The sequence below is a fragment of the Streptomyces sp. YGL11-2 genome (assembly GCF_050054615.1).
GTDB lineage: Bacteria > Actinomycetota > Actinomycetes > Streptomycetales > Streptomycetaceae > Streptomyces.
Map to the genome: position 1 here is coordinate 195,413 of NZ_JBNHIN010000012.1, position 11,286 is coordinate 206,698.

Annotated in this window: 11 protein-coding genes and 1 pseudogene; 8 read left to right on the plus strand and 4 right to left on the minus strand. The window is 72.4% G+C overall.

Going from position 1 to position 11,286, the window contains the following annotated elements:
• Positions 1 to 61: 61 nt before the first annotated feature.
• From ACO1BR_RS16735 to ilvA, 3 genes are all read right to left on the minus strand, one after another.
• Positions 62 to 934 (minus strand): ABC transporter permease, encoded by an 873-nt coding sequence (locus ACO1BR_RS16735; RefSeq protein WP_426795855.1) that lies wholly within the window; start codon positions 932 to 934, stop codon positions 62 to 64.
• Complete coding sequence (locus ACO1BR_RS16740; RefSeq protein ID WP_426795856.1) at positions 931 to 1,956, minus strand: ATP-binding cassette domain-containing protein; 1,026 nt, start codon at positions 1,954 to 1,956, stop codon at positions 931 to 933. The genes ACO1BR_RS16735 and ACO1BR_RS16740 overlap by 4 nt, the downstream gene beginning before the upstream one ends.
• A gap of 222 nt (positions 1,957 to 2,178) precedes the next feature.
• Positions 2,179 to 3,453 (minus strand): threonine ammonia-lyase, encoded by a 1,275-nt coding sequence (gene ilvA, locus ACO1BR_RS16745; protein ID WP_426795857.1) that lies wholly within the window; start codon positions 3,451 to 3,453, stop codon positions 2,179 to 2,181.
• Positions 3,454 to 3,748: 295 nt separating this feature from the next.
• On the opposite strand from ilvA, the gene ACO1BR_RS16750 reads away from it, so the two are divergent.
• On the plus strand, positions 3,749 to 4,276 hold the full coding sequence (locus tag ACO1BR_RS16750) for a MarR family winged helix-turn-helix transcriptional regulator (RefSeq protein WP_426795871.1): 528 nt from the start codon (positions 3,749 to 3,751) through the stop codon (positions 4,274 to 4,276).
• Between the two features lie 377 nt (positions 4,277 to 4,653).
• Positions 4,654 to 5,115, plus strand: coding sequence for a sigma factor-like helix-turn-helix DNA-binding protein (locus ACO1BR_RS16755; protein ID WP_426795858.1), 462 nt, complete (start codon positions 4,654 to 4,656; stop codon positions 5,113 to 5,115).
• A gap of 487 nt (positions 5,116 to 5,602) precedes the next feature.
• On the opposite strand, the gene ACO1BR_RS16760 is transcribed toward ACO1BR_RS16755, so the two are convergent.
• Positions 5,603 to 6,763 (minus strand): cystathionine gamma-synthase, encoded by a 1,161-nt coding sequence (locus ACO1BR_RS16760; protein ID WP_426795859.1) that lies wholly within the window; start codon positions 6,761 to 6,763, stop codon positions 5,603 to 5,605.
• Between the two features lie 189 nt (positions 6,764 to 6,952).
• Between ACO1BR_RS16760 and ACO1BR_RS16765 the strand changes: the two genes are divergently transcribed.
• The 6 genes and pseudogenes from ACO1BR_RS16765 to ACO1BR_RS16790 form a co-directional block, all read left to right on the plus strand.
• Entirely contained in the window at positions 6,953 to 8,077 is a 1,125-nt protein-coding gene (locus ACO1BR_RS16765) for a hypothetical protein (protein WP_426795860.1), read from the plus strand.
• 158 nt (positions 8,078 to 8,235) lie between these two features.
• On the plus strand, positions 8,236 to 8,952 hold the full coding sequence (gene msrA, locus ACO1BR_RS16770; RefSeq protein WP_426795861.1) for a peptide-methionine (S)-S-oxide reductase MsrA: 717 nt from the start codon (positions 8,236 to 8,238) through the stop codon (positions 8,950 to 8,952).
• 156 nt (positions 8,953 to 9,108) lie between these two features.
• Positions 9,109 to 9,462 carry a DUF6247 family protein gene (locus ACO1BR_RS16775; protein ID WP_069572259.1) on the plus strand — a complete coding sequence of 118 codons (354 nt, stop codon included), beginning with the start codon at positions 9,109 to 9,111 and terminating at the stop codon, positions 9,460 to 9,462.
• The gene (locus ACO1BR_RS16780) at positions 9,459 to 9,731 is read left to right on the plus strand and encodes a hypothetical protein (protein WP_426795862.1); all 273 of its coding nucleotides are present in this window, start codon (positions 9,459 to 9,461) and stop codon (positions 9,729 to 9,731) included. Before ACO1BR_RS16775 ends, ACO1BR_RS16780 begins: the two co-directional genes overlap by 4 nt.
• Before the next feature lie 171 nt (positions 9,732 to 9,902).
• The gene (mgt, locus tag ACO1BR_RS16785; RefSeq protein WP_426795863.1) at positions 9,903 to 11,114 is read left to right on the plus strand and encodes a macrolide-inactivating glycosyltransferase; all 1,212 of its coding nucleotides are present in this window, start codon (positions 9,903 to 9,905) and stop codon (positions 11,112 to 11,114) included.
• A 24-nt stretch (positions 11,115 to 11,138) separates the two neighbouring features.
• A pseudogene (locus tag ACO1BR_RS16790) lies at positions 11,139 to 11,213 on the plus strand (peptide-methionine (S)-S-oxide reductase MsrA); the annotation flags it as partial.
• Between the last annotated feature and the right edge of the window lie 73 nt (positions 11,214 to 11,286).

Genomic DNA, 11,286 nt, shown 5'->3' on the forward strand with positions numbered 1-11,286 from the left:
CGGAGCGACAGGCTCCGGGCCGCTTCCCGTGTGCTCGCGGCGCCGGTCGTCCCGGCGGGCCTCAGGCCGCCGCCGACCGGTACTTGCGCACCGCCAGCGTCCGGAAGATCGCGATGATCAGCACGGACCAGAGTGCCGAGGCCAGCACCGGGTGCTGCATCGGCCAGGCGTCCGGCACCGGATAGTGCGGCGGCAGGTTCCCGAACAGGTCGCGGCAGGCCATGACCGTCGCACTGAACGGGTTCCAGTTCGCGATGACCTGAAGGAACGAGGGCATGTTCTCCGACGGCACGAAGGCGTTGGAGATGAAGGTCAGCGGGAAGAGCCAGATCAGCCCGCCGGAGGTGGCCGCCTCGGGCGTACGGACCGACAGGCCGATCAGCGCGCCGATCCAGGAGAACGCGTAGCCGAGCAGGAGCAGCAGCGCGAAGCCGCTCAGCACCTTGGCGATGTTCTCGTGACTGCGCCAGCCGATCAGCAGCGCGACCACCGCCAGCACCACCAGCGTCAGCGCGGTCTGCACCAGGTCGGCCAGGGTGCGACCGGTGAGCACCGCGCCGCGGGACATCGGCAGGGACCGGAACCGGTCGACCAGACCCTTGTGCATGTCGTCGGCGATGCCCGCGCCCGCACCGGCCGTGGCGAAGGTGACGGTCTGCGCGAAGATGCCCGCCATCAGGAACTCGCGGTATCCGGAAGGGCTGAGGCCCGCACCCGGGACGTTGATGGAGCCGCCGAACACATAGCTGAACAGCACCACGAACATGACCGGCTGGATCAGCCCGAAAAGGACCACCTCGGGGATCCGCAGCATCCGGAGCAGATTGCGCTTGGCGACGACCAGGGAGTCGCGCACCGACTGCCCGATGCCGCCGCGCGGGCGCGGGCTCCGGACGTGGGCCTCGCTCCCGGCCGCTTCGGTCACCGCGGTCATTTCACACCCGCCTTTCTGCCGGCCTCGCCGGCGGTACGCACGTCGTCGTCCCCGTTCCCGTCGGTGCCGTTCTCGTCCGCCGCCTCGGCGGTGTGCCCGGTCAGCGAGATGAAGACGTCGTCGAGGGTCGGGCGGCGCAGCCCGATGTCGTCGATCTCCACCCCGCGGGTGTCCAGTTCGCGGATCACCTCGGCGAGCAGCTTGGCGCCGCCGGTCACCGGGATGGTGAGCTTGCGGGTGTGCGGTTCGACCGTGCCCTCCCCCTTGGCGAAGGCGCGCAGCACCTGGTCGGCGACGGTGAGGTGCTCGGGGGCGTGCACCACGACCTCGACCCGCTCGCCGCCGGTGCGCGCCTTGAGCTGGTCGGAGGTGCCGCGGGCGATGACCCTGCCATGGTCGACGACGCAGATGTCGTGCGCCAGCCGGTCGGCCTCCTCCAGGTACTGCGTGGTGAGCAGCAGGGTGGTACCGCCCGCGACCAGCTCCTGGATGACGTCCCACAGCGCCTGGCGGTTACGCGGGTCCAGGCCCGTCGTCGGCTCGTCCATGAACATCACGGGCGGGCTGACGACCAGCGCGGCGGCGAGGTCGAGCCGGCGGCGCATCCCGCCGGAGTAAGTCTTGGCGATGCGGTCGGCGGCGTCGGAGAGGCTGAACCGCTCCAGCAGCTCACCGGCCCGACGCCGGGCGTCGCGTCCGCTCATCTGGTAGAGCTGGCCGACCATCACCAGGTTCTCCCGGCCGGTCAAGTACTCGTCCACGGCCGCGAATTGGCCGGACAGGCCGATCGAGCGGCGCACCGCGTCGGGGTGCGCGAGGACGTCGATGCCGGCCACCCGCGCCGTGCCCCGGTCGGGGCGGAGCAGGGTCGTCAGGACCCGTACGGCGGTGGTCTTGCCCGCACCGTTCGGGCCGAGCATTCCGAGGACGGTTCCTTCGGGGACGTCGAGGTCGACGCCGTCCAGTGCCCGCACTTCGCCGAAGGTCTTCACCAGACCTTCGGCATAAATGGCGCCTGGCATATGGGTACCCCCATGATTTGGGTCAGTTCCAGGTCGAATACTACGTATGGCGCTTTGGCACAGCCGTGTTCGCGATTTCGGCATTTCTCCCGTCGCGGGGCACCCTGGCGCGACGGCCCCCCGCGACCGTGCCGCTGCGCGCCGATGCTACTCCTGAACGCGATACATCGCGATACAAATGGCAGGTTCGTTCGGCCGCCGCCGGTCCCGGACCGTGCCGGATCAGTCCGCGACGACGTCGTACCCCGCCTCGCGGAGCGCGTCGCGGACCTCCGTGCAGTGGACGGGGCCCTTGGTCTCCAGGTGGAGTTCGACCTCGACCTCGGTGAGGCCGAGGCGCGGGTCGGTGCGGACGTGGCCGACGTCGAGGACGTTGGCGTCCACGACCGACAGGATGCCGAGGAGGTTGGCCAGGGCGCCCGGGCGGTCGGTCAGCCGCAGGCGCAGCGAGAGGTAGCGGCCGGCGGCGGCCATGCCGTGGCGGAGGATGCGCTGCATCAGGAGCGGGTCGACATTGCCGCCCGAGAGCACCGCCACCACCGGCCCCTCGAAGGAGCGGGGCGCGGAGAGCAGCGCCGCCACCGGGCTCGCGCCGGCCGGCTCCACGACCAGCTTGGCGCGTTCGAGGCAGAGCAGCAGGGCGCTGGACAGCTCGTCCTCGGAAACCGTACGGACCTCGTCCACCAGAGCGTTGACGATGCCGAACGGCACATCGCCAGGCCGCCCGACCTTGATCCCGTCGGCCATCGTCGTCAGCGGCTCGACGGCCACCGGGCGCCCGGCCGCGAGCGACGGCGGATAGCAGGCGGCGGCCGCCGCCTGCACGCCGACGACCTTCACATCCGGCCGCAGCGACTTGACCGCGAGGGCGATGCCCGCCGCGAGCCCGCCGCCGCCGACCCCGACGACGACCGTCCGCACCTCCGGGCACTGCTCCAGGATCTCCAGGCCGACCGTGCCCTGGCCGGCGATGATGTCGCGGTGGTCGAAGGGGTGGATGAAGACCGCGCCGGTCTGCCGGGCGTACTCCTGGGCGGCGGCCAGCGTCTCGTCGACGACGTGGCCGTGCAGCCGCACCTCGGCGCCGTACTCACGGGTCGCCGCGACCTTCGGCAGCGGGGCGCCGACCGGCATGAACACCGTCGAGCGGACGCCCAGCAGGGACGCCGCCAGCGCCACCCCCTGCGCGTGGTTGCCCGCGCTGGCCGCCACCACACCGGCCGCCCGCTCCTGTGCGCTGAGCCGGGCGATCCGTACGTAGGCGCCGCGGATCTTGAACGAACCGGTGCGCTGGAGGTTCTCGCACTTGAGGTGGACCGGGGCGCCGACCAGCCCGGACAGATAGCGGCTGCCCTCCATGGCGGTGGCGCGGGAGACGCCGGAGAGCAGCTTGTGCGCCTCGCGTACGTCCTCGACCGTGATGCCGGCGAGCGGTTCCTCGTCGGCGGGCGCGGATCCGGTGGGCCCCTGCGGGACACCCGGCGGGTGGTCGGCCATGCGGCCAGTCTCGCAGTTCGGCCACCAACAGGCTTTTTTGGCCGGATGGCGGACACCCGCGGGCCGTGCGGTGCGCAGGGACGGCGGCGGGCGCCCGGCGGGGACGGCGGCCGGCGGGCGCCCGACCTGGAACGGCCCGCCCGCCCGCGGCCGTTCCGGCGCCCTTCACGCCGACGTGCCGTGCCGTGAACCTGTACGCAACGTGACCGCACGCGGCAGCGCCGGTACGGTCCGCGCCGGGTCCGCGTACGCTGTCACCCCATCCATACGCACCTCCATGAAGCGAGCCCCGGCCATGCCCACCTCTCCGGACATGACGACCCACACCGACCCCGCTCTCCTCGACGCGCTGCAGCACCAAGTGGCCGTCTTCGCCCGCCGCGCCGAACAGAGCCGGCTCGGCGGCGTCGGGCAGGCGCGGAACTCCATGGACCGCGCCGCCTATCTGCTGCTCAACCGCCTGGACCAGGAAGGCCCCATGGGCGTCAAGGCCCTGGCCTGCGGTATGGGCATCGACTCCTCCACGGTCACCCGGCAGGTCGCCCCGCTGGTCGACGCCGGGCTGGTCAGCCGCGCCACCCACCCCGAGGACGGCCGCGCGGTGGTGCTCGAACTGTCCGAGCGCGGCCATGCCCGCCTCGACGAGGTGCGGGCGTCCCGACGGGCGCTGATGGCGCTGGTGACGGAGGAGTGGAGCGACGAGGAACGCACCGCGTTCTGCACGCTCCTGACACGCTTCAACGCCTCCCTCGCCGACCTCACCGGACTCGCGCCGGGCGGCCCGGCCGGACAGGTCGGACAGGTCGGACCCGCGACGTCCTGACGCGTACCGGGGAGCGGCCGGCCCGGCACACGGGCTGTCGGCTCGGCACACGTACGTGGGACGGGGGTCGACGCGTACGCGGGACGGGGGCCGACGCGTACGAAGGCGGGGGGCCAGTGCGTACCGAGGCGGGGGGCCAGTGCGCATCGAGGTGGGGGCCGGTGCGTACAAAAGCGAAGGCCGGTGCGTACCGCGGCGGAAGGCCGGTGCGTACCGCGGCGGGGGGGCCGGTGCGTACGAAGGCCGGTGTCGCCGCGCTCCCCGCGGGCCGGGGCGCCGCCCGCGAAGCGGAACGCCGTCGCACCCCTTGACCCCGCTCCCGGACTGCCGTGCCATAGGAGCCCAGGGCGTCGGATGCCCGTCATCCGGGAGGCGCGGTGGGAGAGCGGCGGTGGGCGCGGGAGCGGCGCCGGGCCCGGGAGTTCGAGCTCTTCGTGGCGGGCGCGGCCGGCCGGCTGCTGCACCTCGCCGCCCTGCTGACCGGTGAGCCCGCCACCCAACCCGCCCCGGCCGCCGAGGAGTTGCTGATCCGCGCGCTGGCGCGGACCTACGCCGCATGGGACCGGTTGCACGGCGAGGACCCGTACGAGCGGACCCGCCGGGAGCTGGCCGCGCACTTCGCGCACACCGGCCGGCGGCACCGCCGGCCGCGCGGCGGGCTGCTCTGCCGACTCACCCCGAACGAGCGCCTGGTGCTGGTGCTACGGCACCACGAGGGCATCGCCGAGGAGCAGACCGCGGCCCAACTGGGCCTGCCCGCCGAGCGGGTGCACGAGCTGTGCCGGCACGCCGTCGCCGCACTGCGCAGCCGCCGCCCGGCACCGGCCTCGACGCCGTGAACCCGACCGGCCCGGGCACACCGGAACCGCACCGGCCGGCGAGCGGACCACCCGGCGCGGACCCGCCCGACTGGGGTCTCGCCGAGCGGGAACCGGCAGACCGGGAACCGGTAGACCGGGGATCGGACTTCCGCGGTCCGCCGGGACCGGACCTCTGGGGCCCGACAGGACCGGACCTCTGGGGCCCACCGGAATGGCGGCTGCCCGACCGTACGGAGACCGAGGCGCGGCGGATGCTGCGGGCCGGGCCGCATCCACTGGTACCGCCCGACCTGGCCGCACGGGCCGCCGCCCGCGGCCGCCGGATGCGGGACCGGCGCCGGGTGCTGCACCGCACCGGAACTCTGCTCGCCCTGCTGGCACTGATAACTCTGTTGACCTGGGCGGCGGTTGATCAGCCCTGGCGTCCCCCACCGGCCCGCACCACCCCTCCCGCGGAGGGGTGGTGACCAGGGGCCGGGGGCCGGGGGCCGGGGCCGCTACCGGCTCAGCCCAGCGCCTGCGTGAGGTCGGCCAGCAGGTCGTCGGCGGACTCGATGCCGACCGACAGGCGGACCAGGTCGGCGGGCACCTCCAGCGCCGAACCGGCCGTCGAGGCGTGTGTCATCCGCCCCGGGTGCTCGATCAGCGACTCCACACCGCCCAGCGACTCCCCCAGGGTGAACAGCTCGGCGCGGTTGCAGACCTCCACCGCCGCCGCCTCGCCGCCCGCGACCTGGAACGACACCATGCCGCCGAAGGACCGCATCTGCTTGGCGGCGATCTCGTGGCCGGGGTGCTCGGCCAGCCCCGGGTAGTAGACCCGGGTCACCTTCTTGTGGGAGGTCAGCAGCTCGGCGACGCGCGCCGCGTTGGCGCTGTGCCGGTCCATCCGGACGGCCAGCGTCTTGATGCCGCGCATCACCAGCCAGGCGTCGAAGGGGCCGGCGATCGCGCCCATCGCGTTCTGGTGGTAGGCCAGTTCCTCACCGAGCGCGTCGTCGTTCACGACCAGCGCACCGCCGACGACGTCCGAGTGCCCGCCCATGTACTTGGTCGTGGAGTACACCACCACGTCCGCACCGAGGGCGAGCGGCTGCTGGAGGTAGGGGCTGGCGAAGGTGTTGTCGACCACGAGCCTGGCCCCGGCGTCCCGCGCGACGCCGGCCAGCGCCGCGATGTCGCTGATGCCGAGCAGCGGGTTGCTGGGCGTCTCCACCCAGATCACCTTCGTCCGGGGGCGCACCGCGTCGCGCACGGCCCGCGGGTCGGAGGTGTCGGCCACCGACCACTCCACGCCCCACCGCTCGACGACCTTCGCGAACAGGCGGAACGTCCCGCCGTAGGCGTCATTGGGGATGACGACGTGGTCGCCGGGGGCGAGCAGGGTGCGCAGCAGGCAGTCCTCGGCGGCGAGGCCGGAGGCGAACGCCAGGCCGCGGCGACCGCCGTCGAGGGCGGCGAGGTTCTCCTCCAGGGCGGTACGGGTCGGGTTGGCGCTGCGGCTGTACTCGTAGCCGCCGCGCAGCCCGCCCACTCCGTCCTGCTTGTAAGTAGAGACCTGGTAGATGGGCGGTACCACCGCGCCGGTGGCCTGGTCGGGCTCCTGACCTGCGTGGATGGCGAGGGTTTCGAAGTGCTGGTGGCGCTCGTCGCGCTGATCGCTCATGTCTGCCGAGGGTAGTCGGCCGCGCGACCGAACTTTTCGGAACTTTCTGGTTCGCTGGATAGTGGATACATACGGGAGACCGGACACCGGTTCGCATCCGGCACCCGCCACCGCGAACCGGCCGCCCGGCCCCTCCGCTCGCCACCTCTCCTCTCCGCCCCCTCCGCCCCTCCCACCAGGACACACCACATGGACGCTCTGCTGGTTCTCCTCGCCGCGATCATGCTCGGCGGTTTCGTCTTCCTGCCCTGGATGCGGCGCCGGCGGGCCGTACAGCACGCCCGACAGGGCTTGGTGGTGGCCGGCGACCCGATGGCGGGCTACGGCTTCGTCCCCCTGGAAGAGCTGGACGTCCGGCTGCCGGGCCCCGACCCCGAGCTGGACGGGGCGCTGGCCGAGATGCGCCGCACGCACGACTGGCGTCCGGCCGCCGAACTGCTCCGGTCCACCGGCGACGACTGGGAGCGCCGCTGGCAGCGCGTGCAGTCGCTGGCCGGGGCCGCCGCCTTCGAGCTGGCCGGGGACCCGGCGGGCGCGGGCGGCCGGCGGACCGGCGGCATCTGGCTGCGCACCTGGCGCGACGAGGCTCCCAAGGACCCCGGCGGCGCCCAGACGCACGCCCAGTTCCTGGTCGTCCAGGCGCTCCGCGACCCCGGCTCGCAGGACTTCCGGATGATCCTGGAGGAGGCCCGGACGGTCTGCCGGGAGGCGGGCCTGCTGGCGCCCGGCAGCCCGATCCCGTACATCACCGAGCTGGCCGTCTCCCGCGGCCTGGGTGAGCGCCCCGCCGACTACGAGGAGCTGTGGTCCAAGGTCGCGCAACGCGCACCGCACCACATGGGCGCGCATCTGGCCGCGCTCCCGTACTGGTCGGAGAAGTGGCACGGCTCCCGCAAGGAGGCCGAAGCCTTCGCCGAGCGCGCCGCCTCCGGTGCCCCGGCGACGAGCCTGCTGCCGGCGCTGCCGCTGTTCGCGGTCTACGAGCACCTCCCCGAGGCCAACATGGTCCGCGGGCTCTACCAGAGCGCGGTCATCGAGCGCGCCATCGAGGGCGCCCACTTCGCGCTGCGCCAGGCCCCCGCCGACCACCCGATGGCGCCGCACGTGCGGCATCTGCTCGTCTGGTTCCTGGTCCGCGCCGAACGCTTCGCCGAGGCGATGGAGCAGCTCCGCCTCGTCGACGGCCATGTGGGCGCCGTCCCGTGGTCGTACGGGCGCAGCCCCGCCGCCGAGTACGCCGCGTACCGGGCCCTGGCCATCGCCGGCTGGGAACAGCTCGGCGGGACGTCGGCGGACTTCCGACCCCGCGGGTAAACAACAGGCCCGGCCCCGACCGCCCACCAGCAGCCCCCGAAGGAATGCCCACCCACCCCCACACGTTTGCACCGGTACCCGCACCCGCATCCGCGCATCGCCCCACCCCCGCCCCACCCCCACGCCCGTGTCCGCCCCTCCCCTGGAGCACGATCCTGATGCTGTTCTCCCGCTTCAAGACCCATCTCCCCACCGCCGAGGAAGCGCTTCCGGGCCGCCCCGAGCGGGACTTCACCGTCCCCGACCGCCACACCGTCCTGGGCAACCCGCTGCTCGGCCCGTATCCCGAGGGCCTGGAGATCGCCGACTTCGGCCTGGGCTGCTTCTGGGGCGCCGAACGGAAGTTCTGGCAGACCGACGGCGTCTGGACCACCCTCGTCGGCTATCAGGGCGGCCACACCCCGCACCCCACCTACGAGGAGGTGTGCAGCGGCCACACCAGCCACACCGAGGCCGTCCGCGTCGTCTTCGACCCGGCCGTCGTCCCGTACACCACGCTGCTGAAGCTCTTCTGGGAGTCCCACGACCCGACCCAGGGCTTCCGCCAGGGCAATGACGTCGGCACCCAGTACCGCTCCGCCGTCTACACCCACTCCCCCGCCCAACAGCAGGCCGCCGAAGCCTCCCGCGACGCCTACCGCAAGGTCCTGACGTCCTCGGGCTACGGCGACATCACCACCGAGATCCTCCCCGCCGACGCCTCCCGCCCCTTCTACCCGGCGGAGGCTTACCACCAGCAGTACTTGGACAAGAACCCCGCCGGGTACTGCGGCATCGGCGGGACGGGGGTCAAGCTGAGTGCCCCGTCGGAGACGAACTGGGGTCGGTCCTGCCCCACGGGGATCGCGCCCGCCCCGGAAGTCACGGAGCAGTAGAACGCTCCAGGCGCCGGTCGGTCTCCGCCGCGCCCGCCAAGCCGGGACGGGCGCTGGTAGCCGTATTGCCTCTCCCTCACTCGTTCGAGCGGAGGGAGAGCACTCACGCCCGATACGCTGACGCACGGGACCAGAATCGCGCCCATGGGAGCAGCCATGACCACCTCCGCCGCTGGGCAGCCACTCATTCCCCAGCCCCCTGCCACGGTTGCCGCGCTGCGGCAGGCCATCAGTCAGATCGCGCCCGCAGCGCTGCCGGCGTTCACCCGGGAGTTGGACCAAGCGGCCGACCAGTCCCGGCAGGGCTCCGACCTGGCACCGCTCCAGCGGTTCATCGCTCAGTGGGCCGTCTATGTCCACATCCAGCGTCGGCCCGACGCTGCAGCGGACCTCCGCCGGTGGGAGGACACCGCCGAGTCGGGCGACGCGGCTCAGGCACGGCAGGCCGCCTCCGAGATCGGCAGGATCCTGGACGAAGCCCACGCCGCCGTCGGCCTCCCGACCCGGTGAGCGCTGACTGGCGCTGGGAGTACAACCCCGACCACCGCCATGTATCGGACGGCATCCCCGTTCACGTGGTGGCGGAAGTGGAACGTCTGGCCGGCCAACTCGTCGACCTGGCAAGTACGGGCATCGACGTCAGCGACTTCGGCAACGGTCCCCGACCGGGCGGACTGCGCCGCATGGACGCCGCTGGCGGCTGGTTCTACTTCCTGGTGGCTCCGCGCGACCCGCTGATCATCATCGTCCGTATCGTGCCACCGTTCAACGCTCTGTAGCCATCACACCGAACATCTCTCGTGCCAGGGGTTGCCTGGCACGAGGGCCTCGGAGGGACGGGCGTCTCCTGCCCGGTGGGGGTGGCTCCGGCCCGAGGCGACTGACGCCCCACGAAGCAGCAACCCGAAAAGGAGTTGAACGAGACGTTTCGTCTCGCTTAGTGTGAGGGCATGCCGAACCCAAAGCACGGTGGGCGCGCCCATATCGCCATGTTCTCCATTGCCGCCTACGGGCATGTAAACCCGAGCCTCGAAGTGATCCGGGAGCTCGTCGCCCGAGGACACCGCGTGACATACGCAATTCCACCCCGCTTACAGGAGGAGATTGCCGAGACCGGCGCCGAGCCGGTCCCGTACCGCACGACACTGCCGTCACCTGACAGCGACCCGTCGGCGTGGGGGACCACGCTCCTCGACAACGTCGAGCCGTTCCTGGACGACGCGATCCAGGCACTGCCGCAACTCATCGAGGCGTATCAAGGGGACGAACCGGACCTGGTGCTGCACGACATCACCTCGTATCCCGCGCGCGTCCTCGCTCACCGCTGGGGCGTGCCCGCGATCTCCCTCTCGCCGAACCTCGTCGCGTGGGAAGGGTACGAGGCGGAGGTCGCCGAGCCGATGTGGGCGGAAGTCAGGGCGACCGAGCGCGGCAGGGCGTACTACGAGAAGTTCACCAACTGGCTTGCGGAGAACGGGATCACGCAGCACCCCGACCCGTTCGTCGGTCGCCCCGGCCGGTCGATCGTGCTCATCCCCAAGGCGCTGCAGCCGCACGCCGACCGGGTCGACGAGAGCGTCCACTCCTTTGTCGGCGCCTGCCAGGGCGACCGCACGACGCAGGGCGAATGGGAGCGGCCCACGGACGCCGAGCGTGTGCTGCTCGTCTCGCTCGGCTCGTCCTTCACCAAGCAGCCCGGTTTCTACCGCGAGTGCATCAAGGCGTTCGGTGACCTGCCGGACTGGCACGTCGTGCTCCAGGTGGGCAAGCACGTCACCGCCGACGAGCTCGGGGAGATCCCCGGGAACGTCGAAGTGCACCAGTGGGTGCCGCAGTTGGCGATCCTGAAGCAGGCCGACGCCTTCATCACGCACGCCGGCGCAGGAGGCAGCCAGGAGGGCCTGGCCACCGCCACGCCCATGGTGGCCGTCCCGCAGGCCGTCGACCAGTTCGGCAATGCGGACATGCTCCAGGGGCTCGGCGTGGCCCGCCACGTGCCTATGGACCAGGCGGACGCCGCCACGCTCCGTGCGGCGGTGCTCGCGCTCGTCGCCGACCCGGAGGTGGGACGCCGCCTCACGGCCATCCAGCGGGAGATGGCCACCGAGGGCGGCACCCGGCGAGCGGCCGACCTCATCGAGGCCGAACTGCCCGCTGAGTAAGAGCACCGGCAGCACCTCTCGCGCAACATCAACGGGTACTGCGGGCTGGGTGGGGCGGGCGTCTCGTGCCCCATCGGCGTGGCCGAGGCGGACGGCCGAGCCCTTCAGCTGCGCCATCTGCCCGCGGTTCGAGTGTCGGGGGGGGGGGGGGGGGGGGGGGCGGGGGAAAGAG

What these genes read in the sequence shown, in the direction of transcription:
- ACO1BR_RS16735 (WP_426795855.1), bottom strand. Translation starts at nt 934, where the DNA reads ATGACCGCGGTGACCGAAGCGGCCGGGAGCGAGGCCCACGTCCGGAGC.
- ACO1BR_RS16740 (WP_426795856.1), bottom strand. Translation starts at nt 1,956, where the DNA reads ATGCCAGGCGCCATTTATGCCGAAGGTCTGGTGAAGACCTTCGGCGAA.
- ilvA (WP_426795857.1), bottom strand. Translation starts at nt 3,453, where the DNA reads ATGGCCGACCACCCGCCGGGTGTCCCGCAGGGGCCCACCGGATCCGCG.
- ACO1BR_RS16750 (WP_426795871.1), top strand. Translation starts at nt 3,749, where the DNA reads ATGCCCACCTCTCCGGACATGACGACCCACACCGACCCCGCTCTCCTC.
- ACO1BR_RS16760 (WP_426795859.1), bottom strand. Translation starts at nt 6,763, where the DNA reads ATGAGCGATCAGCGCGACGAGCGCCACCAGCACTTCGAAACCCTCGCC.
- ACO1BR_RS16765 (WP_426795860.1), top strand. Translation starts at nt 6,953, where the DNA reads ATGGACGCTCTGCTGGTTCTCCTCGCCGCGATCATGCTCGGCGGTTTC.
- msrA (WP_426795861.1), top strand. Translation starts at nt 8,236, where the DNA reads ATGCTGTTCTCCCGCTTCAAGACCCATCTCCCCACCGCCGAGGAAGCG.
- ACO1BR_RS16775 (WP_069572259.1), top strand. Translation starts at nt 9,109, where the DNA reads ATGACCACCTCCGCCGCTGGGCAGCCACTCATTCCCCAGCCCCCTGCC.
- mgt (WP_426795863.1), top strand. Translation starts at nt 9,903, where the DNA reads ATGCCGAACCCAAAGCACGGTGGGCGCGCCCATATCGCCATGTTCTCC.